Below are 25,745 nucleotides of genomic sequence, written 5' to 3' on the forward strand. Positions count from 1 at the left end.
TTTTAATGTGGTAGTTTGTCCTTTAGCAAACCGTAAACGAATGTGCCTAGAATAGCACTTGCAATTACGATTAAGATAGAAAAGTAACCAGCGCCTGCAAGCACGTACATAGGACCTGGACAAGCACCTGCTAAAGCCCATCCTAAACCGAATATGATTCCGCCAATCAAATAATTGGTCACACCCTTCCTTTTGGGGTGCAAGTTCATTTCTTTTCCTCCAATGGCTTTGATGTTATTTCTTTTAATAATCTGAACGCCAATTACCCCTAGAACAAGGGCAGAGCCAATAATGCCATACATATGGAAAGAGCCAAATTGGAACATTTCATAAATACGAAACCACGAAGCAGCTTCAGATTTATACATGATGATGCCGAAAAATATACCTATGGTCAAATAACTTAAATACTTCATGTTAGCTAAAAATTAGTGGGAATAAAAGGTGAATCATAACCAAGCCGCCAATAAAGAAACCAATCACGGCAATTAAAGAAGGCAACTGTAAATTACTTAGTCCGGATATAGCGTGACCACTGGTACAACCACCCGCATAACGAGCACCAAACCCAACCATGAATCCGCCTAAAATTAGCACGGCAAGTACAAATGAATCAGTTAGGTTTTCAGAAGCAAAAAGCTCCGTAGGTAAATAAGCTTCACCCGCGCTTTCAATTCCGTAATCCGTTGAAAGTTGTTGTGCAACTTCAGGATTTATTTTTACTGTATTGTTGGACATAAATTGAGAAGCGATAAATCCGCCAATAACAGCACCAAGAACAACAATTAGATTCCATCGTTGTGCTTTCCAATCGAACTTAAAGAAATCTGAATATTTTGCGGCACCACCAATAGAACACATGGTTCTAAGATTAGAAGACATGCCAAATTGTTTGCCTATGTACAGTAGTACAAACATGGTTAAGGCAATTAAAGGTCCGGCCACATACCATGGCCAGGGATCGTAAATCAAATTCATAGTCATATTTTGAAACGCAAAGAAATGGAATTTAGAACACTTGCTTGGTAACCAATGTTACACAAGTTAGCGCTCTAAGAGTTTGATCAATTTAAAAGATTTGAGTAAATGGAAAAGCCCTGGAATAATTAAGACACCGCCTACAAGTAAAGAAATGCCCAAAACGTTCATAACACTATCAGGAACAGGTTGTTCATAAATGCTGATGCTACCGGTAGTGGTGAAAAGTATGTTTGGAAAATGCGTAATAGTAGCCGCAAATAGAATAAAGAATATTTGAATGCCTGCCAATGCCCTAGAAATGATTCTTCTACCGGATTTAATACTATTCCATAGCGGAAACAATAAAATGCCGGAAATTAAAATGGCAGAGATTGACCAGATGTTACTAATGAAATCTACAACAAAAGCGATACCTGACAAATACCCATATGCCAATGTTATAAAACCCAAAGAAACTACTACTATAGTTGCTATAGAGGCTTTTCTCATGTAAATGGATTTACTGGTGTCATCTACCTCGCCAATTAAAAATATCGATGCCAAGAAAGCACAAAGGGCTGCATAAAAGAACCCCGTTAAAATGGAAAAAATATTGAACCAAGAGTGTATATAAACTTCCAAAAAACTATGGTTTTCCATCTGTGATGGATTAATAATGTCTCCACTGACCACGCCGCCCATGGTAAGGCCTAAGAATATTGGGGTAACTAGACTAGAGGTTTTAAACATCCAATCATATAAAATTTGTGAACTGTCTTTATAGGCATCATAATATCGAAATACAAAGGCAACACCTCTAAGGGTTATACCCAGTAATACCAGGGTTAATGGAATATGTAGTGCGAGCACTAAAATGTTGTAGTAATGGGGGAAGGCGATCCATAGAATCACGATTAAAATAATAATCCAAATATGGTTGGCCTCCCAAACCGGACCCATTACTTGGTAGACGGTCTTTTTATTGATAGCTTGGTTTTCTTTAGAGGAGAACAACTCAATGATTCCCGCGCCAAAATCTGCTCCAGCCAGTAAAACGTATAGCAATAAAGAAATGGCAAGAAAGGCTAGTACAACGTAGATCATGCTTCATTGGTTTTAACACTGTTCAAGAATTTAATTTGCCTTGCCATTAACCATGTTACCGCAATGGTCAATATGGTATATATAGCTATATAAGTGTACAAACTAAATACAATACCTGGCATTGGGGTAACGGCATCCTTGGTTTTCATAATGTTGTGTATGATCCAAGGTTGCCTACCAACTTCGGTAACGATCCAACCAGCTTCAAGGGCAACAAAGCCCAATGGAGCTAAAAGAGCAAACAACAACCAGAATTTTGGCATATTGAACCAAGATTTCTTTTTGTACTTGGCTACAAAAAATAGCATTCCCGCTATCATTAAAAGTGTGCCTAGTCCCACCATGGTCTGAAAAGCGTAATGGACCATGGCAACATTAGGTTGCTCATCTTTAGGAAAATCATTTAATCCTTTTACTTCGGCATTAAAATCACCAAAAGCAAGAAAGGATAAGGCATTGGGAATTTCCAGCTTGTACTTGACCTCTTGAGTTTCGTTATCCACAATTCCGCCAATATAGAGCGGAGCTCCTTTTTTGGTTTCGTAATGCGCTTCCATGGCAGCCAACTTAACGGGTTGCCTTTCTGCAATATCCTTGGCAGAAAGATCTCCGCTCAAGGGCTGTAGAATAGCAGCTATGGCGGCAAATGTTATGGCTATTTTAAATGCTTTCTTATGAAGCTCAACATTACGTTTTTTATAAACTTGGTAAGCATGAATACCTGCTACGGCAAAGCCTGTAGCCGTAAAAGCGGCTAAGGTCATATGCAAAGCTTGGGTAAACCATGCAGGATTAAATAGTGCTTTTACCGGATCTATATTTAAGAATTCGCCATTAATGTAATCAAAATCGGAAGGTGCGTTCATCCAACCATTGGCGGAAACTACTAAAATACCGGACATTACTCCAGATATACCTACGATGATACCGGTGAACCAGTGAAAAGTTTCAGGAATTTTTTTCCATCCGTAAAGGTAAAATCCTAAAGCAACGGCCTCCACAAAAAATGCTGCACCCTCTAATGAAAATGGCATGCCAATAATAGGACCTGCATGTTTCATGAATTCAGGCCACAAGAGACCTAGTTCAAAGGAAAGTGCAGTACCGGATACGGCACCTGTTACAAAGAAAATGGCAACACCTTTTTGCCATGATTTTGTGAGCGTAAGGTAAATGGGATTGCGTGTATTCAACCATTTTTTGTGGGATACCACCATAAAAAATGGCATAACCATACCAATGCAGGCGAACACAATATGGAAAATAAGGGTAAACGCCATTTGTAGTCTTGCAGCATCTATATTTTCCATAATCCACCTGTTTTAAATATGGATATAAAGATACGAAATGGTGTGTTTTTCTTACGTTACAAAGGTTACCTAAATCAAAAGAAAAGTGTTAAAAATCCATATGGTTCGCTGGTTATGGCATTAAGATATAACCATCTAATTGATAATTGGCCAGCACCATCATTGCAGAAAGACCAAGTTGTGTATTTGGGTTAAGATCTTCGGCTCCAATACCTCTAGAAGCTGTTGCTTGAGCGCAAACATAGAATTGTACTCCGTAGTCCTTTAAAAGCTGTATAACCTCTGCATTAGGGTTTTCTTTCTCATATTTAGCTTTGTATTTTTCGTCGTTCAAAGCCGTGAATGTTGCACCACCATGTATGGCAGCAACAATATTTATATTGTCAGCGGAAACACCACCCGAGCCTAACATGTTTATTAAACGGGCAATTTTAAAATAGCCAATATTGGTACCATGCATTTCACGGTCATCCTTAAGGTCAAAAACGATATTATATTTTTTAGAAGCATCGGGTTGAACTGCTACGTCTTTGAATTCTTTAATTTTTCCGTAACCGTTTATAATCGGGGTCGTCCATTCCTGAGCGGTAGTAAGTTGTATGGCCATAATTGTTATTAATAAAAGAAGCGCTTTTTTCATGTGTTTCGGTATTTATAATGATTGTAAAATTGGTTTGAATCTAGAAGTACTAATTTCTACATTTTTGAATAGTAATGAAAGTAAGTTAATGTATTTAACGCAAGTGTAACTAGGGTTACTGTCATAATGGTGCAATAATTATAGATTCGTTATTTAAATTAGCGTTAGATTACATTTATATGAGTGATTTACGAATTTTGGCGAAACAACTTTTTAGGTTGTTTACAATTGTGTTTGTATTAATAGGTCTAATTTTTATTTGGCTTTTTACCTATGAACCCAATACTTCCGCTGGATTTTCAAATGAAGGTGGAAAGGAAGAAGAAGTTGTTTGGCAACCTAAAAATCCCATTTCTGAAATAGAAAACATGCCTTTTGAAGTCAAAAAGGGATATTACCTAATATCGGAGACTTCAAGGTATATGGGGCCTGGGGCAGCAAAAACCGAAGATAGGTATAGCGGTAACAATTTGGCATGTTCCAATTGCCACTTACAAAAAGGAGCCCAGGCAGGTTCAGGTTCTTGGGTGGGAATTTTAGAACGTTTTCCCCAATTTGGTGGTAGGGGCAATAAAATTGGGACTATAGAAGACCGCATTAACGGTTGTATGGAACGCAGTATGAACGGTAGAATGCTTCCGCCGGATTCAGATAAACTTGTGGCCATTGTTGCCTATATGAATTGGTTGAGCGAAGGCTTACCTGAAGATAGAAAGGCGGAATTTAAAGGGTATCCAAAGATTAAAATTCCGGATGAAAAGGTAGATTTAGTAAAAGGTAAGCAAGTGTATACCAAAGAGTGTGTTATTTGCCATGGAGAAAACGGAGCTGGGGTTTTGAGTCTAGAGGATAACAACAGTTATACGTACCCACCATTGTGGGGAGAAGATAGTTTTAATGATGGAGCGGGTATGCACAGGGTAATTACGTCGGCGGAATTTATAAAGAGTAACATGCCCTATTTACAAGCCACTTGGGATAACCCTAAACTTACCGATGAAGAAGCATACCATGTTGCGGGTTATATAAATAGCTTTAGCAGATCACATAAACTAAATACCGAAAATGATTATCCCGATAAAAAGCTAAAACCGGTGTCTACACCCTACGGTCCTTGGGTAGATGATTTTACGCCCGAGCAGCATAAATATGGACCGTTTCCACCTATAATGGATTTCTATAAGGAGAAATACGGAATTACTAAAACAAAGTAACCCCATGCGATTAGTATATCTGTTCATTATTTGTTTGCCTATATTTTCTATTGCACAGGATTCTGTAGCGGTAAAGAAAAAAGGAACCCTTTCAGGGCAATGGCGTACGTATTATATGATGACATCAAATAAGGGGGAGTTAAAAGACTTTAATGCTTTGGCAACCGGAGGTAAACTAAAGTATCAGTATAATTTATTGGAAAATTTAGAAATAGGCGCGGCATTGTATAATTCTACGAATTTAGGGTTACAAGATTTAACCATACCAGATGTAACAACCGGAAGAATTAGTAGATACGAAGAAGGATTGTTTGATAGGTTGGATTTAGAGAACGATGCAGTTTTTTTATTGGGAGAACTGTATGCGAAATATAAATTAAATAAGCACACCTTTACATTAGGTAGATTGAAGATCAATACACCCTTGATCAACCCCGAAGATGGTAGAATGATACCTACTTTGGTACAAGGTTTTTGGTATCGGTTTAATGCGGAAAAGGCAAAGTTTCAATTGGGCGTTTTAAATGAAATAGCACCGCGGTCAACCGGAGAGTTTTTTGATATTGGGGAAAGTATTGGTACCTATCCCGTAGGTAGAAACATTTATGGTAATACATCGGGGTATGGTGGTAATACTGAATCTGACTATGTATTAATGGCAAATGCGGATTTTAAGCTGTCAAAAGAATTTAGTGTAAATGTTTGGAACCAATATGTGGATAACGTCTTTAATGCTGTCTATATAAAACCTAAATTAAAAGTATCTAAAACTATTAGTTTAGAAGGGGAGTGGCTGCATCAAAATAAGGTAGGTGATGGTGGTAATACTATAGATTCTCTCAGGTATTACAATCAAAATTCATCGGACATATTAGGGTTAAAAATTGGGTATAAAAGTAAAGTAGGTTTACTATCATTAGGTTACGATAGAATATTGCCGAACGGTCAATTTTTATCACCTAGAGAGTGGGGTAGGGAAGACTTGTTCAGTTTTCAGAAAAGAGAACGTAGTGAAGGCTCTGCAGATAATCATGCGTTAGTGTTCAATTACATCAATTCCTCTAATATAATTGATGAAGAATTAAATCTAAAAACTATTTTAAGCGTAGGAAAACATTGGAAGGGCAGCGTAACCGATGCTACTTTGAACAAATATGCATTACCAGATTACACCCATATTAATTTAGATGTTTTCTTTACGATTAAAAAGTTAAAACATTTACGACCAGAACTATTGATCACTTCTAAAATTGCAAATGGGAATATTCCGAACAACCCTAACCTATATTTCAATAAGGTTGATATGTTTCATTTAGATTTAATTTTGAATTACAATTTTTAAACTATCCAACGGTATGGTAGTTAATGGTAAATAAAATTAGCCCTACTTTCTCATTTTACAAGTATTTATGCCTAACAATGAATATAGCGGGCAAAAGCTTATAAAAGTAGTTAAGATTAAAACACCGGCCACTGCTGCCATTAAATAGCCTATAATACCGGTAACAGTATCAGTATAGAATGTAGTCAACAACGCTACTGCGATAAAAAGTCTGATGAAACGGTCTGTGCTTCCCATATTTTTTTTCATAATATTAGTTTTAATGGTTTTTGATGTATTGTTATATGTAATGTTGTCGTAAGTTTTTAGACCTATACCAAAGGCAATGGTCATTCTAAATAGCTAATAGCCAAAGTAGTATTAATTGAGCACCTTTGGTATGATATTCGTCATGTTCAAAATTGACCAAAAACAAGGAATTGTATTGTAACTTTGGTTACAGCACCATTAATATGAATAAGGTATTTTTGCAAAAAGTTAGAGGACAATGGAAGCATATGTAGAGGCCTTTTTAAATGCGATTACCGGAACGTTAAGTTGGACATGGAAATCTATCATTTTCAACGTTCCATGGTATCTAAACTATTTTTGGGGATTGATTTTGATTTCCCTTATCGTATGGATATTGGAAATTGTTTTTCCATGGAGAAAAACTCAAGGTGTTTTTAGAAAGGACTTTTGGTTAGATGGCTTTTATATGTTTTTCAACTTCTTTTTGTTTGCCATTGCCATAAGTGGAATTTACAAGATACTGGGGGTTTTCTTTGAAGATATAGGTATTAAAGCCAATAGTTTAGCACTTATAGATATCTCTAATTGGCCTATGTGGGGGCAATTATTACTGTTTTTTATCGTATTGGATTTTGTACAGTGGTTTACCCATGTTTTGCTTCATAAATATGCATTTTTATGGAATTTTCACCAAGTGCACCATAGTGTAAAGGAAATGGGCTTTGCGGCTCATTTGCGCTATCATTGGATGGAGAATATATTCTATAAACCTTTAAAGACATTTGGGGTTATGATTCTTGGCGGTTTTGAACCGGAACAAGCGTATATTGTTCATTTTGCCGCTATAGCCATAGGTCATTTTAATCACTCCAATATTAAGATTACTTGGGGACCTTTAAAATATGTTTTAAATAATCCGGTAATGCATTTATACCACCATGCTTATGATTTACCAAAAGGTACATACGGTGTAAATTTTGGAATTAGTTTAAGTCTTTGGGATTATATATTTAAAACCAATTACATACCCGAAGATAGTGGGAATGTAAGACTAGGTTATCCGGGAGATGACGATTTGCCCAAGAGCTTTTTTGGGCAACTGGTACACGGTTTTGCACCCAAAAAGAAAAGTCGGCCTACTAAGACCGACTAACTTTTTACTCAAATTATAATGAAGTTGGGCAAACAAATTCCGTTACGGGAACACCAGCTTCTTTTATTGCCGCAAATCCACCTTTTACATCAATGAAGTTATGTATACCTCTACTTTTTAAGATAGACGATGCTATCATGCTTCTATAGCCACCTGCACAATGTAGGTAGAACAATTTATTGTCTGGAAACTTAGCTAAATGGTCATTAATGTAATCTAGCGGCGTATTAACAGCATCTATGATGTGTTCAGATAAAAATTCGGATTCTTTTCTTACATCAAAAACTGGAGGTTTCTCGGTCTCAATTGCTTTTTTAAGTCCGTCTGCATTAACCTGACTTACGGTGTCATACTCCATTGATGCATTTTTCCAAGCATCAAAACCTCCATCTAGGTATCCTAAGGTACCATCAAAGCCAACTCTAGATAATCTGGTGACCGCTTCTTTTTCCATACCTATAGGAGCAACTAATAAAATGGGTTGTTCTACATCGGCAATCAGGGCGCCCACCCAAGGTGCAAAACTTCCGTTCAATCCAATGAATATGGATCGAGGAACATGTCCTTTGGCAAAATCATCTTGATGGCGTACATCTAAAACAATGGCACCGGTTTCATTTGCTGCCGCCTCAAAAGCAGCTGGTGATAAAGCTCTTGTACCACGTTCCAAAACTTTTTTAACGTCCTCATAACCTTCTTTGTTCATTTTAACGTTCAATGGAAAATATTGCGGTGGAGGTAACAATCCGTCGATTACCTCATCAATAAACTCTTCTTTGGTCATATCCGCGCGCAAAGCATAGTTCATCTTTTTCTGGTTGCCTAGCGTGTCTACCGTTTCTTTCATCATGTTTTTTCCGCATGCAGAACCGGCTCCATGGGCAGGATATACAATTACGTCATCTGCCAGTGGCATTATTTTTTCTCTTAAACTGTCATACAAAAAACCTGCAAGATCACGCTCTGTGATTTCTCCCATTTTCTGTGCTAAATCTGGTCTGCCTACATCACCCAAAAACAAGGTGTCACCACTAAAAATGGCATAGTCTTTACCTTGTTCATCTTTTAGTAGATATGTTGTACTTTCCATTGTATGCCCAGGTGTGTGTAGTGCAATAATGGTAACATTACCCAATGTGAACAATTCATTGTCCTTGGCTATATAGGCATCAAACGACGGATTCGCCTGTGGACCATATATAATTTTTGCGCCGGTTTCTTTAGCTAACGTTACATGACCACTCACAAAATCTGCATGAAAATGCGTCTCAAAAATATATTTGATCTTGGCATTATCGGAATTTGCTTTTTTAATGTAAGGTTGTACCTCCCGTAACGGGTCAATTATAGCCACTTCACCATTACTTTCAATGTAATAGGCGCCTTGTGCAAGACAGCCTGTATATATTTGTTCTACTTTCATTGTACTATATATTTTGATTAATACCACAAAATTATCTTATGTAATGCAGGTGTACAGTGACATTGGTCACATAAGAAAAATTTTACCTAAAGAATTCCATGTAGAATATAAAAGCGGCCATTACTAATATGAAATAGCCAAAACCTTTCTTTAGTTTGTTACCGTCAATGAAATTGCTGAGGTAACTACCTATGAAAATGCCTATCAATGAAAGAAAGGTGAAAAGCGCTAAAAATTGCCAATCGATAAGCATAGTCATTGCATCACCTAATAAGAAACCCAATAAAGATTTTATAGCGATGATGATCAAAGAAGTGCCAACGGCAACCTTCATTTCAACGTTTGCTAAAATGACCAATGCCGGTATAATTAAAAATCCGCCCCCTGCGCCAATAAGTCCCGTAATACTTCCCACCAATAGACCTTCCAACAAAATTAGAGGGTAGTTATAGGTAACCGTTCCGGTATTCTCAATACATTTTTCTTTTTTTAGCATTGAGTAAGCTGCTGGTATCATTAAAATAGCAAATAGCCCAAACATGGCCATTCTACGTGTAAATTGAAAACTATCTATTTCGAATAAAATGTTCGGTAATGCCGGTACAACATAATGTCTTACCATGGTTACACCTATAATGGCCGGAAAACCAAAAACGATAGCGGTACGCCAATCTACGTAACCTTTTAAATGTTGTTTATAACCACCTACCAGTGCGCTTGCACCAACTATAAAGAGAGAATACGCAGTTGCAGCTTTTTCATTAATTGAAAAAAGATAGGCTAAAACGGGCACGGCAAGAATGGAGCCTCCCCCGCCAATAAGACCTAAAGATATACCAATAATTAGGGCGCTGATATACCCTAGAATATGCAATACTTCCATGTAATTTATTTAGTATCACAAAAGTAGAGCGGTGTAGAAACCTGTGCAGTAACAAAGGTTACAGAGGTATTATAAATCTAAAATTTTTAAATAGTTACGGTGTAGTTTTATTTTTCCCATTTCTTCCAACTTTTTTAAAAGTCTAGAAATTACGACCCTTGAACTATGTAGGTCATATGCAATTTCTTGATGGGTACTATGAATAATATCATCTTTTGTTACTCTGGCTTTTTCCTTTAAATAACCAATTAAACGTTCGTCCATTTTTTGGAACGCAATATTATCCAAGGTATTTAAAAGTTCATTTAATCTCTCATGGTAACTATTGAATACAAAATTGCGCCAAGACTTATATTTGGTAGTCCATTCTTCCATTTTTTGAATAGGCACCATGATCAGTTTGGTATCTGTTTCGGCTATGGCCCTAATTTCACTTTTGTTATCTCCCATACAGCAAGCCATGGTCATGGAACAGGTATCACCTTTTTCCAGATAGTATAGCAGTAGTTCATCGCCATCTTCATCTTCTCTTAAAATCTTAATAACACCAGAAATTAGTAAAGGCATACCCCTTACAAAGTCGCCGATCTCCATGAGTTTGAAACCTTCCGGCACTTCTTTGAACGTACCTACTTGAACTATTTCATTAATAAGCTCATTTTCGAATGTTTTACCATATGCTGCGGTCAAGTCTTGGATCATGTTCGTTTTAATTGATATTCTTAGCTATTTTCTTATCATAAGTAAAAAACATGTTTGCCCATATGGATTTTGAAACCGCCGCGATCCATGGCATTGTCAGTATTAGGACAACCACAATACTTATGAATAGGCTTACCAATGAATGTTGTAAATTAAAAATCAAGGACAAAACATATGTTGCAACGGCAACGGCAATACCAACGGCATACGAAACATACATAGATCCGGTATAGAAACTGGGTTCTATGCTGTATTTTAACTTACACTTAGGGCAATGGTCTTTTACCTTGTTGAAATTACTTAATTTATAGGGATTAGCTTCAAAGAATTCCCCTTTATGACATCTAGGGCATTTTAAAAAGAGGATACTGTACAATTTAGAGCCTTTTAAATTATATATCAAAACTATGATAACTGAATATGCTATACGGTAACATTGGTTACATAGCATGTTTTAAACTGTTTTAATGTTCATGAAAAGTTAGGGGTATTACTTTTCTATTGAACTGATATAAATCATATTTTTTGGTTTTTATGACGTGTATGTTTGTTATTAAATAAGATAAATATGTGCTCGCTTGTTCAAAAGTATAATGTACCAGGACCCAGATATACAAGTTACCCTACCGTACCTTTTTGGGATGTAAATACCTTTTCAGGTAAGAAATGGGAAGAAACGGTGAAAAAAAGTTTTCATGCCAGTAATTCTTTGACCGGTATCAGTCTTTATATTCATTTACCGTTTTGCGAAAACATGTGCACATTCTGCGGATGTCATAAGCGAATTACCAAAAGGCATGATGTAGAATTACCTTATATAAAATCGATCTTAAAAGAATGGAGTTTGTACAGGGCAATGTTCGATGAAAAACCAGTTATAAAAGAATTGCATTTGGGTGGTGGTACACCTACTTTTTTTAGTCCAGAACATTTAGTGTTTTTAATTGAGGGTATTTTAAGACACGCCGATAAAGCCCCTGATGCCGAATTTAGTTTTGAGGGGCACCCTAACAACACCACTAAAGAACATTTACAAGCATTATATGAAGTAGGGTTCAGAAGAGTAAGTTTTGGTGTTCAAGATTACAATGAAACCGTTCAAAAAGCAATACATAGAATTCAACCTTTTGATAATGTAAAAAATGTTACTGATTGGGCTAGTGAAATAGGATATACATCAATAAGTCATGATATCATTTTTGGGTTACCGCATCAAAAACTTGAACATGTGATAAATACTATTGAAAAGACCAAGGAGCTTAAACCGGACCGTATTGCTTTTTATAGTTATGCACATGTGCCCTGGTTGGCAGGTAATGGGCAAAGAGGCTATAATGAAGAAGATTTACCGGCTGGTGATGAAAAGCGAAAACAATATGAACTTGGCAAAGAACTCTTGTTAAAATTTGGCTATCACGAAATTGGAATGGACCATTTTGCCCTCGAGACCGATAGTTTATATCAAGCGATGGAGAAGGGAAGTCTACATAGAAATTTTATGGGCTATACCAGTTTTAATACCCATTTAATGGTAGGCTTAGGAGCTTCTAGTATAAGTGATAGCTGGTTTGGTTTTGCACAGAACGTGAAAAATGTAGAGGAATATCAAAATCTGGTGGAAAATGATATTATACCGTTATATAGAGGACATATTTTAACGGATGAAGATCAAATAATTAGAAGGCATATCTTAAATTTAATGTGCCAGTTTAAAACAACTTGGACAGCCTTTAAACTATATCTACCGCAAATGGATGACATTCTAGATCGACTTAAAGAATTGGAAGAAGATGGAATAGTAACCGTTAAGGAAAATAGTTTAACCATTACAGAAAAGGGTAGACCATTTGTGCGAAATGTGTGTATGGCATTTGATTTGCCTTTACAAAAGAAAAAGCCAAATACTCGGTTGTTTTCAATGACCGTTTAAGTATATCGTCGTCAGTTTAATTACTAAATACAAAATCATGAAAAAAATTATAGTACTTACAGATTTTTCAGAACCTTCGGAAAACGCCTTAAAAGCTGCTGCGGATCTGGCTAAAAAGCATGATGTGGAACTTTTTGTGGTGCATATGTTAGAACTTAACCAAGCCATATTAACCTCACCGGATGGTATGTATATAGAACAGACCGTCTTTTTAGTAAAACTGGCAGAGAAAAACTTGGAAGAGTTTCTACAAAAACCATATTTAGACGGTATAAAAGTGACACCGGTCATTAAACATTATAAAGTTTACAGTGAGTTAGACGCTATCGCAGAAGAACACAATGCAGATTTAATAGTAATGGGCTCTAATGGTTCTAGCGGATTTGAAGAAATATTCATTGGTTCAAATGCCGAAAAGGTAGTTAGAAATGCTACTGTACCGGTATTGGTCATAAAAGGAGAAGTAAATGGCCTAAGCATTGATAGATTTGTATTTGCCTGTGATTTCAATGACGATAACTTACCGGCTTTTCAAAAAGCCAGAGAGTTTGCAGACATGATCAATGCTAAAATGGAAGTAGTGTTCATAAATACACCTAATGATGCGTTTATGAGCAATAGGGATGCATATCAAAAAATAAATAAGTTTCTTACGAAAGCGAATGCCGCCGTTCAGGTTGAAATCTACAATGATTATAGTGTAGAGCAAGGAATCTTAAATTATGGTAATACCATTTTAGCAGATGCCATTGCAATGCCTACCCATGGTAGAAAAGGAATTTCACATCTGTTTAATGGCAGTATAGGCGAAGATGTTGTCAACCATGCAAGAATACCCGTGATTACCTTTAAAATATAGCAGCTAACCAAAGCCTATAAACAAAATCAACCCAAAGGAAATTTATCCTTGGGGTTGTTTATTTATATACTTTAGATGATGGTTTAGTTACCTAAGTGCTCATTGTAAAATTTCCAAGCTTGCTGTGCAACATCTCTCCCTAATTTTAAGCCTGCAACATTATCCGCTTGTATATGATAACCGCCCATAACCCTAGATATGCCCGCCATATTTGCAGCCTCGGTAAATGTAGGAAAGGTAATGGTCACGGGCTTTCCATAATACGCCGTATCTATTTCGGTTAAGCTACCGGGAATTAGTTCCACAGACTCTCCAAAGTAATCGTTACCGGTAAATAAACGTAACACTTCTGCGCAACCACCGCTAATAGTACTATGACCGGAAGTATAACTGGGAAATGGTGGACAAAGAAAAATATCTGGTGAATAAGGCCTCCATTCCTGTCCGTTCATTTCAATTATTCCTTTACCTGGTCCGCCCCAGGCTTTTATTTTTTTATCCTTATAGTACTCATGTACTAGGGCATAAGGTCTTGCGTAATCATAGAACATTTTTGAATCCCAAGAAGCAATAAAAGCATCCATCGCAGTAATTTCCGTTAAGAAATACATTTTTACATCTTGGTCTAATGTATGATTGTCGCGACGAGAAACGTCTTGTGCAAATTTAAGCCAGTGTCCTGCCTGTTGCACAGATTGGGGACCGTCTCGCATAAATTCCACCAGAGCTTTGTCCTCATCAGAAAGGTTGGCTTGTAAATCGACCACTTCTTTTACTTCTTCTTTTAATTGCTCTGAACCAACCATTGGTGGTGGTCCCGGTCTAAATTGATCGGCAGATGACATAGTAATAGGTTTAACCTTTTGCCAGTATGGTGTAAGGCATCCTGGGGCATATTGACCACCGTTACCATCGGAGAAATATTTTGGTTGCCAACGGTTGATATCGGTACTTTCATCTGCGGTATTTACTGGGCTATAATGGGTATAGTCAAAATAAGCTTCTCCGTTAGAGCCTTCCACTTCACCATATTGGTTGCTGCCATCATTTTTTCTTGCATCTATTATAGCTTTGGCAGATAAATTACCAATTCCTTCAGGCGTTGTTGGATCTGTAGCGGTATTGTCAGGGTCTAAACCTAATTGAACCATGAATTCCCTGAACATTTTGGTATCGGAATAGTAGTATTCTTTCATAGTACCAAAAGCAGCGTAGCTTATAGCTATTTCTTTGTTTTTAAGGGTCTGTTCGGTCAAAGGCCTTCTATCAATATTAGTCAAGTAAACGGGAATGGCATTTTTATCATATCTAGACCAGGCATCGAAAATAGAAGTAAAGATCAAACCCAAGTAGCGAGATGTTATCGTAGGTCTGGGTTTAAATTTCTCTGTGTCCGATGCAGTGGCATCCAAAGCCATTTTTCCCCATTTATAGGCAATATTGTCAACACCCTTTGGTTCTTCAGGTTTTTCTTGTGCCAAATTGATGGTAGCGGATATGACGATAAATGCTACCGATAAGAGTAATTTATAATTCATTCTTGTAGTAGTTGGTTGTTTTTTTGCTGTTTTAAATATAATAATGAGTTTTCAACCATTAAAATTTAAGCTGTAAGAACATTCTGCATATAATCAAATAATTGCTGCATTTGAGGTTGTCCTTTCTTTTTACCGCGTCTACCTGCAAAATAGAGAACAAACCACAGCGCAATAAGTACTATCATTATGATGATTTGAATATGATATTCTTTATATAAAGATGCACTGGAATATGCCCATATTGCTACAATGATAAACAGGGTTGCAATGACAAAGTGAACAAACATAAAGAAGGTCCATAGGGTTGGGTTAGGTCCAAAAATGCCATATAATTTACAACTGCCATCATCCTTATCCTCAAATTCTAAGTGTAGTTGTGGCGACCAAAAATGATTTTCTTTTTCATTGAGTTTGATAAAAATATGTTCGCCCAATCTCTTGACAAGAAAAGGAGGTTTGGCAGCATGTTCAAATTTAGATATTATAAATTCTTTAGGTTTGGTCACGTGCATTTGAAACCTTGGGCGAAGCACTATTTCGTTCGGTAGCGGTTTCATATGATTTAATTTATTTGGTTATTGTCATTAGTTATGACATTCTATAGCACTAGATACCAATTGGGTAACTGGAGCAGGGGATACATAAGGAATACCCAAGCCAAGACCTCTAAGAATAAAAAGCGCACCAATAATAATTACAAATACGGGAATGGCTTTTTGCACTTTTTGTCTAATGCCTCCTTTTAATAAGTTGCTAAAATAAATGGCAGCCGTCATTAGCGGTAAAGTACCAACGCCAAAAAGCATCATATATAAACTGCCCTGCAAAGCATCACCCATGGCAATAGAACCAAAAAGAGCCATATATACTAGACCACATGGTAAAAAACCATTTAGAAAACCAATGGTTAAAAATGTATCGGGCGATTTCTTTTTAAGCTCTTTGCCCAATTGATTTTTAACTTTTGATATGACTTTGTAAATAGGTTTGGACAAGTTGTACTTGTTGAAAGTCTGATACGGAATCAAAACAATCAGGATCATTATAATACCAATAGCAATAGAAAGTTTCTGTTGTATACCAAAGATGGAAAGCCCTTTACCTAATAGTCCAAATACAAGACCTATGATACCGTAAGCCAATAGACGACCAAAATGATAGATAAATATTTGTCCGAATTTTTTATAATTATTTGTTCTATCTACGGGAAGCATAAAGGCAATGGGTCCGCACATACCTACGCAGTGCAAACTTCCCATAAGACCTAGTATAAGGGCAGATAATAACATGGTTTATAAGGTTATACTTTCTTTATGTAAAAATTCTTTACCGGCATATTCCCAGAAAATTTTTATATCCCAACGACCTTCCAACAATTGATTGTCCGGTATGAGCAATTGTGAATTGGATAAACTAATGGGCAAATTAAAATCCAAATTCTTGTTGGAAGGTCTATAAAGGGATACGATACCATTGATATTGGTATCATTAAATCCATCGGGAAAAATAACGAGTAAACCCTCTGGAGATTTTTTGAGTCTTATTTGTGACGACGCTGCACGTGCGTTGGTCTCCGCATCTATTTCTTTTTGATAGCCAAGCTCTGCTTTATAATATTCTTCTGTCACCAGATCATGGTTGGCATCATGACTTGTGGTCATTTTAACCACAAAAAACATAATAAAACTAATGAAAGCTATAATAGCTATTACAATACCGGTACCCCAATTAATTTTCATGATGCTATATTTTTATTGGCACCGCCAAAGGGAATAATACCCCGAAGCTTGCCTCTAATTTAAAAGTTTGTATTCTTTGAATGCCTCATGAACTAGCCCTGAGGTATTTTACTTATAACTACGTGGTGCTAAAAAACGAGCCGTAGTGGTCTCAATTAATTTATCGTTACTATACACTCCAATTTTAAGGTTATTCTTATCGCCGCTTAGCGCAGATGCATTAATTTCTATGAACAAAGTACCTTCAGCAAGGGCTTCTGGTTCAACATCAAAATTCTCATGTCTAACCAGTTTAATTTCTCCTTTGGGAGAGATGAGTTCAAAATGAACATTTTCAACCGCCTTTGTAGTTTTGTTCAACAATTTATAGGTGTAAACATTGCTAATGATGTTTCCTTCCTTATGTTCATATAGCTGTCCGGGTAACCTTAGAATATTTGCTTCAAGGTCATTTCTTAAAAACATCATACCAATAAGAACACCTGTTAAAATCACTAGAACAGCGGTATATCCTTTTAAGCGAGGCGTAAATTTGAACTTTTCCTTTTTGGTAATCTCATCTTCACTGGCATAACGTATTAATCCCTTGGGCAGGTTTACCTTTTCCATGATCGTATCGCATTCATCTATACAAGCAGTACAGTTAACACACTCTAGTTGTGTTCCGTTTCTAATATCTATACCAGTTGGGCAAACGTTTACACATTGAAAACAGTCAATACAATCCCCATGGCCCAAAGCTGTTCTATCTTCATTTTTACGCCATTTTTTTCTACCGTTTTCAGCTTCACCACGTTTATGGTCATAGGCAACGACAATAGATTTATTATCTAATAAAACTCCTTGCATACGACCGTATGGACAGGCAATGATACAAACCTGTTCTCTAAACCATGCGAATACAAAATAGAATACCGCGGTGAAAATCAATAATGATACCATGGTACTAATGTGCTGTGCAGGTCCGTCGGTAATGTATTGTATCAAGCGATCACTACCTATTAGGTAAGCAAGAAATACATTGGCTATAATGAACGATATGATAAAAAAGATGAACCATTTTAAGGCACGTTTTCTGATTTTTTCAGCATTCCATTCTTGCCTATCCAACCGCATTTGAGCACCACGATCACCATCTATCCAATATTCAATTCTACGGAACACCATTTCCATGAATATGGTCTGTGGGCACATCCATCCGCAGAAAATGCGTCCAAAAGCCACGGTAAATAGAGCTATGAAAACTACACCAATAATCATGGAGATGACAAAAAGGTGAAAGTCTTGCGGATAAAACGGAAATCCAAAGATGTTGAATCGTCTTTCCAGCACATTGAACATTAAAAATTGGTTGCCGTTTATTTTGATAAAAGGAGACGCGATCAAAAAGGTAAGTAAAACGTAGCTTACATATTTTCTATACTTATACAGTTTGCCACTGGGTTTTTTTGGAAATACCCAAGCCCGTTTTCCATCTTCCTTTATGGTTCCGATAGAATCCCTGAAATGATCTTGATCTTGTGACATTTTATCTTTTTAACAGCATGTACAAGGCATTGCCTTGCACTAAAATTTAGTTCATAGTAACCGCAGCCGAGTCGATTGCAACTTCTGGAGCAACAACTTCTTCTGTACTATTTTCAACGGGGGCGTTAGGGTCTTCCCAAATATCACCTTCGGGTGCCTTGGGGTTTGCTGGTGTGGTACCTTGAAAACTTAATACATAACTAGCTACTTGCGCAATTTCAGCAGGTTTCAGGTTTTGTTTCCAAGCGATCATACCCTTACCATCACGACCACCTTCAGATATGGTATTGAACACATTCTTAATGCCACCGCCAAGAATCCAATGGTTGTCGGTTAAATTTGGACCAATACCACCGCCACCATCAGCCATATGACACGCAACACAGTTACTTTCAAAGATGCCTTTACCTGCATTTAGGTCTGCCGCATCGGTCAATAGTTCAACAGTACTGGCATCAACAAGATCTTTAGCGGTTTTTTTGTACGCTTCAATTTCTAATTGGGCGGCAGCCACTTCTTGCTCGTATTCAAGGTCTTGGTCATAATCGTTAAAGACATGAAAGCGAGCCAAGTAAACTACCCCAAAAACAATAGAGGCATAGAAAAGATATACCCACCAAGGGGGTAAATTGTTATCTAGTTCACGTATACCATCATAGTTATGGTCAAGAATAATTTCCTCTTCTGACTCTATTGGCTTGCTGCCCAACATTTTGGCATACATTTTTTTACCCCAGGTCCATTCCCACTTTTTTTCCTTCTCTGCCAAGTATCTTACTTTGGCTTCATCATCTAAAGTATTATAAAGCACATTTTCAATAGCTTGAACAATGAAGGCAATTGCAATTAATAGCAATAAGATAAGTGTCATAAAACCGAACATTAAAGTAGGGTAGGCTATAAAAGCCGGCTTGTCGCCACTATCAATATAAATTTCCATAAGTACGATGACCAAGAAGAAGGCCACGGTTATTCTCAACCACCAAGCTGTAGTATTTTTCATATTTCGTTATTTAGTTGGTTATCTTCTTCTAAAGGCAATTCGCTAACTTCTTTTATGTATGATTTTGATGCGGTTATGACCCACCAGAATAACAATGTGAAGAACACAAAGAAGATTAGTAATGATATCATGGGGTAGGTAGCTACACCATCAATAGTTTCCATGTAACCTTTTACAAATTTGAACATGACTTTTAGTTTTTGTTATCAGATAATAGTTCTCCAGTTTCCTTCACTTTTATATCCGTACCCAAACGTTGTAGGTAAGCAATAAGGGAAACAATTTCACGATCTCTCATTTCTATAAAATCCTCGCCATTTTCTGCAGCATATTTTTTATCGGCTTCATAAGTCTTTGCAAAATCAGGATCGCTGTACAGGTTCTTTTCAATTTGTGTTGCTTGCGCATCCATTGAAGCTTCTGCACTTGCAATGTCTTCATCTGTATAAGGAACACCTAAACTGACCATAGCTTCCATTTTTGCTTGTATATCGCTTCTATCATGCTCATTTCTAACCAGCCAAGCATATGCGGGCATTATAGAACCAGATGAGGTGCTTTGTGGATCGTACATATGGTTTAAGTGCCAGTTGTCCGAGTATTTGCCACCAACCCTTAATAGATCCGGCCCTGTACGTTTGCTACCCCAAAGGAACGGGTGGTCATAAACAAACTCCCCAGCTTTGGCATACTCACCATAGCGTTCCACTTCACTTCTAAATGGGCGTACCATTTGAGAGTGACAGCTAACACAGCCTTCACGAATGTATAGGTCACGACCTTCTAATTCTAAAGGTGTATATGGTTTTACACTTGTAATGGTAGGTATGTTGGACTTTACCAAAATAGTAGGGACAATTTGAATAATACCTCCAATTAATATGGCAATAGTAGCCAGAATGGTCAATTGAATTGGCTTACGCTCTAACCAAGTATGGAAAGTTTCGCCAGCGGTTCTTCTTTTAGATACACGTGTTAGTGCAGCAGCTTCAGCTAGTTCATCTTTAATAACGCTACCAGCTTTAATAGTGCGTACTACGTTGTATATCATTACAATTGCACCAACAATATAAAGGCTACCACCAATGGCACGCATCCAATACATAGGCATGATCTCGTTTACGGTTTCTAAAAAGTTACCGTAGACCAAAGTACCATCAGGATTAAAATCTTTCCACATTAGGGCCTGTGTAAATCCGGCAACGTACATTGGTAAGGCATACAGTATAATACCAAGTGTACCGATCCAGAAGTGGAAGTTGGCCAATGGGGTAGAGAATAATTTCTTCTTGGTCATTTTTGGTACTAACCAATAGATCATACCAAAGGTTAAGAAACCGTTCCATGCCAACGCACCTACATGCACGTGGGCAATAATCCAATCACTGAAGTGGGCAATGGCATTTACGTTTTTAAGTGAAAGCATGGGACCTTCAAAAGTTGCCATACCATAACCAGTGATAGCGACCACCATAAATTTTAGAACAGGATCAGTGCGTACCTTGTCCCATGCTCCACGTAAGGTTAATAGTCCGTTGATCATACCACCCCAGGATGGAGCCAATAACATGATGGAAAAGGCAACCCCTAAGTTCTGAGCCCAGTCTGGCAAAGCAGAATATAATAGGTGGTGCGGACCAGCCCATATATAGATGAAAATTAGCGACCAGAAGTGAACAATAGACAGTCTATAGGAGTAGACAGGTCTGTTTGCCGCTTTAGGTACAAAATAATACATAAGCCCCAAAAATGGAGTAGTCAAAAAGAAAGCAACCGCATTATGCCCATACCACCATTGTACCAATGCATCTTGCACACCGGCGTAGACAGAATAACTTTTTAATGCCGTAACCGGTAGTTCTAAGCTATTGAAAATATGGAGTACCGCAACGGTAACAAATGTTGCCAAGTAGAACCAAATAGCCACATAAAGGTGACGTTGTCTTCTTTTGATCATGGTACCTATGAGGTTAACACCAAAAGCGACCCAAACAACGGCAATGGCTATATCTATTGGCCATTCTAACTCAGCGTATTCTTTAGAACTGGTATACCCTAAGGGTAAGGTAATGGCAGCGGCTACAATAATCAATTGCCAGCCCCAAAAGTTGAATTTGCTTAAAAAATCGCTATACATGCGAGCTTTCAACAAACGTTGGGTAGAGTAGTAGACACCCGCATAAATAGCATTACCTACAAATGCAAAGATAACGGCATTGGTATGTAAAGGCCTTAGACGACCAAAGCTTAACCATGATATGCCGTCGGTTAAATTAGGGAACATGAACATAAAGGCTAACAATAAGCCTACGGACATACCCACAATACCCCAAAACATGGTTGCATAAAGGAAATTTTTCACGATTTTGTTATCGTAATAAAACTGCTGTACTTCCATAATTATACTTGTTTATTTAGTTGGATTTTATTTTTATTATTTGGAGAACAGAGAGAAAAGAATTTAGAGAATAGACTCTTATTTATTTGCATCTGTTCCACCCGTTCATTTATTTACTTCACTCTTCACTCTTCACTTTCTTTGGCTTTACCAATTCATCCTCAAAAAGCATTCTTACAGAAGGTGTGTAAGCATCGTCATATTGTCCTTTTTTGACCGATACGATAAAGGCGGCAAAAAAGATAATTGCGACCACTAGGCTAATTGCCAATAAAACATAGATTACACTCATACCAATCTTAATTATTCGGTAAATTTAGGGGGGTAGGCTACCTTAGAAAATGACAATTGTCATACTTTGATTTTTTTCTTAAAAAATATAAAAGAGGAGAAGGTTTTATGGTTGATTTTTGCTATTTAAAATATTGGTAAATAGGGTTGTAAGTGTATTTTGTTGAAGTTTGAAATAGTAGGTATTACCAACTAAATAAAGAAGAATATTACACGGCAAACCTGTTTATGAGATTTGTCTGTACATACATCTAAATAATCTAAGGCCGTGTGTTTTTTAGGATCGAAATCAAGACAGTTTTGTGCCAATAAAATTAGTCATGATTGTAGTAAATGCAACAATACTAATAGAGCTTAATGGCATAAGAATAGCGGCAATTACAGGTTCTAGCTGTCCGGTTACCGCAAAATATAAGCCCACGCAATTATAGAGCAGCGATAGCATAAAACTCATTTTAATAATACGGATCGCTTTTTTAGATGCAAGTATATAACTGTACAATTGTTGAAATTTAGAAGCGTCTAAGATGGCATCACACGCAGGAGAGAAGACGTTGATGTTTTCAGATATGGCGATACCTACATTACTTTGTGCCAATGCACCGGCATCATTTAACCCATCACCAACCATAAGCACCTTTTTGCCTTGATCTTGTAATGTTTTAATAAATGCTAATTTATGCTCTGGTTTTTGATTGAAGAATAAGGGGGTAAGTTTGGGCAACAAAGCTTCCAATCTAGTTTTTTCTCCCTCATTGTCCCCAGATAAAATTGCCAGGTTCAAGGTCTGCGACATATTCTTGAAAGTAGTAGATAACCCTTCACGATATTGATTTTGAAAAACATACCTGCCCTTGTAATTGTTATTGGCACTAATGTACATAGAGGTGTCAAGCATATTTTCAGGGATTGCTCTGCCAACAAAATTTGCCGATCCAATTTTCATTTTTATGTTTCCCTTACTACTTTCAAGTCCTTTACCAATATGCTCTTCATACTCATCTAAGGTGATGATATTCTGTTCTTTAAGCAGATCATATAAAGATCTGCTTAAAGGGTGGTTAGATGCCCTTATGGTATTCTTTAAAAGAGATTCTTCCTCTGCGGTCAAAGGCATGCCTTCATAATAAGCAGTGCTTTTTTGACTTGTGGTAATGGTACCTGTTTTATCAAAAATGGCAGTATCTATTTTGGCTAGTTGCTCAATGGTCTGGGTATTTTTAATGTAGAATTTTTTCTTGCCAAAAATGCGTAGCATATTTCCTAGGGTAAAAGGAGAAGCCAAAGCAATGGCGCATGGGCAAGCAATGATCAATACCGCCGTAAATACGTTCATGGCCTTAGTAGGGTCACGGAATAACCAAAAGGTGGTAGATACAATAGCAATAGTAAGTACAGCAATGGTAAAGCGCTTACCAATACTATCGGTCAGGTTTTGAAAAGTGGTGGTTTTATCTGTCTTGAAAATAGCATTACTCCATAATTGTGTAAGGTAACTTTGCGAAACGGATTTTAAGGCTACCATTTCAATAACACCATTTAACTGTTTTCCACCAGCAAATAATTGTTCGCCAATTTCTTTTTTTACAGGTTCAGATTCCCCAGATACAAAACTATAATCAATTTGTGCACTGCCGTATACTAAGGTGCCGTCTACAGGGATCATTTCTTCGTTTCTGATCAATATGCGATCCCCTTTTTCAATATTTTGAACAGGCACGGTTTCCTCGGTTCCGTCTGTGTTCAAACGGGTAATGGCAATAGGAAAATAGGACTTATAATCTCGCTCAAAAGATAGAAAACTGTAGGTTCTTTGTTGAAAGAATTTGCCGAGTAAAAGAAAGAAAACCAACCCTGTAAGAGAGTCAAAAAATCCGCTACCCAGGTCAAAAGCAATATCAAAAGTACTTCTGAGAAAAAGCACTAGAATGCCTAAAGCAATGGGTACATCAATATTTAAGAGTTTGGCACGTAGCCCTTTGAAAGCCGATACAAAATAGTCCCATCCGGCATAAAAGACTACAGGTATTGAAAAAACGAACATCATCCACCGAAAAAGACCTTGATACTGGTTAAGCCAAAATTCACCACCGGAAGCCGCACTGGAACCCAGGTCAAAATATTCTGGGAAAGATAAAAACATAACATTGCCAAAAGCAAAGCCTGCAACCCCAAGTTTGTATATCAGGCTTCTATCGGTCGCTTTCTTTTTTCCTTCAAAATCCTCTAAAGATATATATGGTTCATATCCAATTTTTGCCAATAGTAAAACTAGGGACTTTAATCCAAACTCTTTTGTATAGGTAACCCTAATGGTTTTCTTTGGGAAATCTACTTGAGAGTTCGTTACATTGTTGTTCAGTTTGTTCAGGTTTTCCAAAATCCAGATACATGAACTACAGTGTATTGTGGGTATATAAAGATTAACGATCTGTATGTTGCCATCATTAAATTCTAGTAGTTTGGTAATGATATCTTCATTATCCAAAAAATCATATTTGCCTTCTATGGCTTTTGGTGTAGAACCGGCCGCTTCTTGCAATTCGTAATAATGGGAGAGGTCGTTAGATGAAAAAATTTCATATACGGTCTTGCAACCGGTACAACAAAAAGACTTTTCTTCAAAAGTGATCAGTTGCCTATCACAAGGATCTCCGCAATGATAACATGTATCAACCTTCATAATCATTTACCAATTAAGTTTACAAAGGTGAAAACCAATCACTTTTTAAAACATGATAATTGTCAGTTCTTAGCATAATTGGCTTGTTTAATTTTGTGCTATATTAAATTGTATAGCCATGGAAAGTAGATGTGAGAACTGTATTATTAGACAATTTAATTCGCTACGAGCATTGAGTAAAGAAGAGCTAAAAAAGGTCTCCAATGCCAAAATTTCCAAAAAGATAAAAAAGGGAGATGCATTGTTTTCAGAAGGGCAAAAGTTAGATGGCGTTTACTGCGTACGTAACGGTGTTTCTAAGTTGTCCAAGCTTAGTAGCAACGGGAAGGAGCAAATAGTAAAATTGACCAATAGGGGCGAAATAATGGGGCAACGTTCTGTAATTGCAGAGGATTATACCAATTTGGGCGCCACGGCGATCAATGATATGGAGGTATGTTTTATTCCCAAAGAAATAATTACGACAACTTTAAATACCAATCCATATTTTTCTTTAGAAGTGTTACGGCATATGGCACACGATTTAAAAGAGGCAGATGATGTCATTGTAAATATGTCCCAGAAGACCGTAAAACAGCGCCTTGCAGAGGCATTGTTGTATTTGAGACAGAACTATGGCGAAGACGAAAACGGTTTTCTGTTACTCACGTTAAGTAGAGATGATTATGCCAACATTGTAGGTGCCGCAACGGAATCTTTGATTAGAATGCTATCCGATTTTAAAAAGAAAGGGCTTATTAAAACCGAAGGTAAAAAAATAGGTATCGTAAACGATTGTGCCTTAAAAGAACTCATAGACGGATTTTAAAATTTCC

General features: G+C 37.1%; 26 protein-coding genes. 6 read left to right on the plus strand and 20 right to left on the minus strand.

Translation table 11 applies throughout. The annotated features are described in order from the left end of the window. Positions 1–2: 2 nt before the first annotated feature. From B2Z27_RS10820 to B2Z27_RS10840, 5 genes are all read right to left on the minus strand, one after another. Positions 3–416, minus strand: coding sequence for a DUF6691 family protein (locus B2Z27_RS10820; protein ID WP_091603114.1), 414 nt, complete (start codon positions 414–416; stop codon positions 3–5). A gap of 1 nt (position 417) precedes the next feature. Continuing rightward, entirely contained in the window at positions 418–978 is a 561-nt protein-coding gene (locus B2Z27_RS10825; RefSeq protein WP_210707939.1) for a YeeE/YedE family protein, read from the minus strand. Between the two features lie 66 nt (positions 979–1,044). Further along, complete coding sequence (locus B2Z27_RS10830) at positions 1,045–2,064, minus strand: cytochrome d ubiquinol oxidase subunit II (RefSeq protein ID WP_210707940.1); 1,020 nt, start codon at positions 2,062–2,064, stop codon at positions 1,045–1,047. Next, entirely contained in the window at positions 2,061–3,374 is a 1,314-nt protein-coding gene (locus B2Z27_RS10835) for a cytochrome ubiquinol oxidase subunit I (RefSeq protein ID WP_286813670.1), read from the minus strand. The genes B2Z27_RS10830 and B2Z27_RS10835 overlap by 4 nt, the downstream gene beginning before the upstream one ends. A 112-nt stretch (positions 3,375–3,486) precedes the next feature. Next, positions 3,487–4,014: a DsrE family protein gene (locus B2Z27_RS10840; RefSeq protein ID WP_058105561.1), complete on the minus strand. Its 528-nt coding sequence runs from the start codon at positions 4,012–4,014 to the stop codon at positions 3,487–3,489. Between the two features lie 179 nt (positions 4,015–4,193). On the opposite strand from B2Z27_RS10840, the gene B2Z27_RS10845 reads away from it, so the two are divergent. Then, the gene (locus B2Z27_RS10845) at positions 4,194–5,228 is read left to right on the plus strand and encodes a c-type cytochrome (RefSeq protein ID WP_286813671.1); all 1,035 of its coding nucleotides are present in this window, start codon (positions 4,194–4,196) and stop codon (positions 5,226–5,228) included. A gap of 4 nt (positions 5,229–5,232) precedes the next feature. Then, entirely contained in the window at positions 5,233–6,570 is a 1,338-nt protein-coding gene (locus tag B2Z27_RS10850) for an OprD family outer membrane porin (protein ID WP_286813672.1), read from the plus strand. Positions 6,571–6,612: 42 nt separating this feature from the next. Here the strand turns inward: B2Z27_RS10850 and B2Z27_RS10855 are convergent, their stop codons facing one another. After that, positions 6,613–6,819 carry a YgaP family membrane protein gene (locus tag B2Z27_RS10855; RefSeq protein ID WP_286813673.1) on the minus strand — a complete coding sequence of 69 codons (207 nt, stop codon included), beginning with the start codon at positions 6,817–6,819 and terminating at the stop codon, positions 6,613–6,615. A gap of 238 nt (positions 6,820–7,057) precedes the next feature. Between B2Z27_RS10855 and B2Z27_RS10860 the strand changes: the two genes are divergently transcribed. Beyond that, a complete protein-coding gene (locus tag B2Z27_RS10860) occupies positions 7,058–7,954 on the plus strand; it encodes a sterol desaturase family protein (RefSeq protein WP_286813674.1) in 897 nt (298 codons plus the stop codon). Between the two features lie 13 nt (positions 7,955–7,967). Here the strand turns inward: B2Z27_RS10860 and B2Z27_RS10865 are convergent, their stop codons facing one another. The 4 genes from B2Z27_RS10865 to B2Z27_RS10880 all read right to left on the minus strand — a co-directional run bounded on the left by B2Z27_RS10865 (position 7,968) and on the right by B2Z27_RS10880 (position 11,338). Further along, entirely contained in the window at positions 7,968–9,377 is a 1,410-nt protein-coding gene (locus B2Z27_RS10865) for an MBL fold metallo-hydrolase (RefSeq protein ID WP_286813675.1), read from the minus strand. 82 nt (positions 9,378–9,459) lie between these two features. Further along, on the minus strand, positions 9,460–10,260 hold the full coding sequence (locus B2Z27_RS10870; protein ID WP_286813676.1) for a sulfite exporter TauE/SafE family protein: 801 nt from the start codon (positions 10,258–10,260) through the stop codon (positions 9,460–9,462). Positions 10,261–10,329: 69 nt separating this feature from the next. Then, positions 10,330–10,962 (minus strand): Crp/Fnr family transcriptional regulator, encoded by a 633-nt coding sequence (locus B2Z27_RS10875; protein WP_071339754.1) that lies wholly within the window; start codon positions 10,960–10,962, stop codon positions 10,330–10,332. 7 nt (positions 10,963–10,969) lie between these two features. After that, a complete protein-coding gene (locus B2Z27_RS10880) occupies positions 10,970–11,338 on the minus strand; it encodes a DUF983 domain-containing protein (protein WP_286813677.1) in 369 nt (122 codons plus the stop codon). A gap of 192 nt (positions 11,339–11,530) precedes the next feature. Between B2Z27_RS10880 and hemN the strand changes: the two genes are divergently transcribed. Both hemN and B2Z27_RS10890 read left to right on the plus strand, forming a co-directional pair. Then, complete coding sequence (hemN, locus tag B2Z27_RS10885) at positions 11,531–12,892, plus strand: oxygen-independent coproporphyrinogen III oxidase (RefSeq protein ID WP_286813678.1); 1,362 nt, start codon at positions 11,531–11,533, stop codon at positions 12,890–12,892. Positions 12,893–12,929: 37 nt separating this feature from the next. Next, complete coding sequence (locus B2Z27_RS10890; protein WP_058105570.1) at positions 12,930–13,751, plus strand: universal stress protein; 822 nt, start codon at positions 12,930–12,932, stop codon at positions 13,749–13,751. 83 nt (positions 13,752–13,834) lie between these two features. On the opposite strand, the gene B2Z27_RS10895 is transcribed toward B2Z27_RS10890, so the two are convergent. From B2Z27_RS10895 to B2Z27_RS10940, 10 genes are all read right to left on the minus strand, one after another. Then, on the minus strand, positions 13,835–15,289 hold the full coding sequence (locus tag B2Z27_RS10895; RefSeq protein WP_286813679.1) for a vanadium-dependent haloperoxidase: 1,455 nt from the start codon (positions 15,287–15,289) through the stop codon (positions 13,835–13,837). A 65-nt stretch (positions 15,290–15,354) separates the two neighbouring features. Then, positions 15,355–15,846: a GTP-binding protein gene (locus B2Z27_RS10900; RefSeq protein ID WP_286813680.1), complete on the minus strand. Its 492-nt coding sequence runs from the start codon at positions 15,844–15,846 to the stop codon at positions 15,355–15,357. A gap of 27 nt (positions 15,847–15,873) precedes the next feature. Then, positions 15,874–16,578, minus strand: a complete 705-nt coding sequence (locus B2Z27_RS10905) for a sulfite exporter TauE/SafE family protein (protein WP_058105573.1) — start codon at positions 16,576–16,578, stop codon at positions 15,874–15,876. A gap of 3 nt (positions 16,579–16,581) precedes the next feature. After that, positions 16,582–17,028 carry a FixH family protein gene (locus B2Z27_RS10910; protein WP_058105574.1) on the minus strand — a complete coding sequence of 149 codons (447 nt, stop codon included), beginning with the start codon at positions 17,026–17,028 and terminating at the stop codon, positions 16,582–16,584. Positions 17,029–17,136: 108 nt separating this feature from the next. Beyond that, entirely contained in the window at positions 17,137–18,555 is a 1,419-nt protein-coding gene (gene ccoG / locus B2Z27_RS10915) for a cytochrome c oxidase accessory protein CcoG (RefSeq protein WP_286813681.1), read from the minus strand. A 46-nt stretch (positions 18,556–18,601) separates the two neighbouring features. Then, on the minus strand, positions 18,602–19,558 hold the full coding sequence (locus tag B2Z27_RS10920; RefSeq protein ID WP_286813682.1) for a cbb3-type cytochrome c oxidase N-terminal domain-containing protein: 957 nt from the start codon (positions 19,556–19,558) through the stop codon (positions 18,602–18,604). Then, complete coding sequence (locus B2Z27_RS10925; RefSeq protein WP_058105576.1) at positions 19,555–19,746, minus strand: cytochrome c oxidase subunit IV; 192 nt, start codon at positions 19,744–19,746, stop codon at positions 19,555–19,557. Before B2Z27_RS10925 ends, B2Z27_RS10920 begins: the two co-directional genes overlap by 4 nt. 5 nt (positions 19,747–19,751) lie before the next feature. Continuing rightward, positions 19,752–21,956: a cytochrome-c oxidase, cbb3-type subunit I gene (gene ccoN, locus B2Z27_RS10930; RefSeq protein WP_286813683.1), complete on the minus strand. Its 2,205-nt coding sequence runs from the start codon at positions 21,954–21,956 to the stop codon at positions 19,752–19,754. A gap of 118 nt (positions 21,957–22,074) precedes the next feature. After that, positions 22,075–22,248: a cbb3-type cytochrome oxidase assembly protein CcoS gene (gene ccoS, locus B2Z27_RS10935; protein ID WP_074674821.1), complete on the minus strand. Its 174-nt coding sequence runs from the start codon at positions 22,246–22,248 to the stop codon at positions 22,075–22,077. A gap of 288 nt (positions 22,249–22,536) precedes the next feature. Next, entirely contained in the window at positions 22,537–24,930 is a 2,394-nt protein-coding gene (locus B2Z27_RS10940; protein WP_286813684.1) for a heavy metal translocating P-type ATPase, read from the minus strand. A 118-nt stretch (positions 24,931–25,048) separates the two neighbouring features. Here B2Z27_RS10940 and B2Z27_RS10945 point away from each other — a divergent pair, with 118 nt between their 5' ends. Then, positions 25,049–25,738 carry a Crp/Fnr family transcriptional regulator gene (locus tag B2Z27_RS10945; RefSeq protein WP_286813685.1) on the plus strand — a complete coding sequence of 230 codons (690 nt, stop codon included), beginning with the start codon at positions 25,049–25,051 and terminating at the stop codon, positions 25,736–25,738. Positions 25,739–25,745: the final 7 nt, after the last annotated feature.

This window comes from Maribacter sp. UBA3344, from assembly GCF_002362375.1.
Classification (GTDB): domain Bacteria; phylum Bacteroidota; class Bacteroidia; order Flavobacteriales; family Flavobacteriaceae; genus Maribacter; species Maribacter dokdonensis.

Bases quoted from the DNA above. Each gene is read 5' to 3' on its own strand.
- hemN (WP_286813678.1), top strand. From the start codon at position 11,531: ATGTGCTCGCTTGTTCAAAAGTATAATGTACCAGGACCCAGATATACA.
- B2Z27_RS10905 (WP_058105573.1), bottom strand. From the start codon at position 16,578: ATGTTATTATCTGCCCTTATACTAGGTCTTATGGGAAGTTTGCACTGC.
- B2Z27_RS10920 (WP_286813682.1), bottom strand. From the start codon at position 19,558: ATGAAAAATACTACAGCTTGGTGGTTGAGAATAACCGTGGCCTTCTTC.
- B2Z27_RS10820 (WP_091603114.1), bottom strand. From the start codon at position 416: ATGAAGTATTTAAGTTATTTGACCATAGGTATATTTTTCGGCATCATC.
- B2Z27_RS10910 (WP_058105574.1), bottom strand. From the start codon at position 17,028: ATGAAAATTAATTGGGGTACCGGTATTGTAATAGCTATTATAGCTTTC.
- B2Z27_RS10940 (WP_286813684.1), bottom strand. From the start codon at position 24,930: ATGAAGGTTGATACATGTTATCATTGCGGAGATCCTTGTGATAGGCAA.
- B2Z27_RS10890 (WP_058105570.1), top strand. From the start codon at position 12,930: ATGAAAAAAATTATAGTACTTACAGATTTTTCAGAACCTTCGGAAAAC.
- B2Z27_RS10840 (WP_058105561.1), bottom strand. From the start codon at position 4,014: ATGAAAAAAGCGCTTCTTTTATTAATAACAATTATGGCCATACAACTT.
- B2Z27_RS10895 (WP_286813679.1), bottom strand. From the start codon at position 15,289: ATGAATTATAAATTACTCTTATCGGTAGCATTTATCGTCATATCCGCT.
- B2Z27_RS10830 (WP_210707940.1), bottom strand. From the start codon at position 2,064: ATGATCTACGTTGTACTAGCCTTTCTTGCCATTTCTTTATTGCTATAC.
- B2Z27_RS10825 (WP_210707939.1), bottom strand. From the start codon at position 978: ATGAATTTGATTTACGATCCCTGGCCATGGTATGTGGCCGGACCTTTA.
- B2Z27_RS10845 (WP_286813671.1), top strand. From the start codon at position 4,194: ATGAGTGATTTACGAATTTTGGCGAAACAACTTTTTAGGTTGTTTACA.
- B2Z27_RS10855 (WP_286813673.1), bottom strand. From the start codon at position 6,819: ATGAAAAAAAATATGGGAAGCACAGACCGTTTCATCAGACTTTTTATC.
- B2Z27_RS10900 (WP_286813680.1), bottom strand. From the start codon at position 15,846: ATGAAACCGCTACCGAACGAAATAGTGCTTCGCCCAAGGTTTCAAATG.
- B2Z27_RS10925 (WP_058105576.1), bottom strand. From the start codon at position 19,746: ATGTTCAAATTTGTAAAAGGTTACATGGAAACTATTGATGGTGTAGCT.
- ccoS (WP_074674821.1), bottom strand. From the start codon at position 22,248: ATGAGTGTAATCTATGTTTTATTGGCAATTAGCCTAGTGGTCGCAATT.
- B2Z27_RS10865 (WP_286813675.1), bottom strand. From the start codon at position 9,377: ATGAAAGTAGAACAAATATATACAGGCTGTCTTGCACAAGGCGCCTAT.
- B2Z27_RS10860 (WP_286813674.1), top strand. From the start codon at position 7,058: ATGGAAGCATATGTAGAGGCCTTTTTAAATGCGATTACCGGAACGTTA.
- ccoG (WP_286813681.1), bottom strand. From the start codon at position 18,555: ATGTCACAAGATCAAGATCATTTCAGGGATTCTATCGGAACCATAAAG.
- B2Z27_RS10875 (WP_071339754.1), bottom strand. From the start codon at position 10,962: ATGATCCAAGACTTGACCGCAGCATATGGTAAAACATTCGAAAATGAG.
- B2Z27_RS10835 (WP_286813670.1), bottom strand. From the start codon at position 3,374: ATGGAAAATATAGATGCTGCAAGACTACAAATGGCGTTTACCCTTATT.
- ccoN (WP_286813683.1), bottom strand. From the start codon at position 21,956: ATGGAAGTACAGCAGTTTTATTACGATAACAAAATCGTGAAAAATTTC.
- B2Z27_RS10850 (WP_286813672.1), top strand. From the start codon at position 5,233: ATGCGATTAGTATATCTGTTCATTATTTGTTTGCCTATATTTTCTATT.
- B2Z27_RS10945 (WP_286813685.1), top strand. From the start codon at position 25,049: ATGGAAAGTAGATGTGAGAACTGTATTATTAGACAATTTAATTCGCTA.
- B2Z27_RS10870 (WP_286813676.1), bottom strand. From the start codon at position 10,260: ATGGAAGTATTGCATATTCTAGGGTATATCAGCGCCCTAATTATTGGT.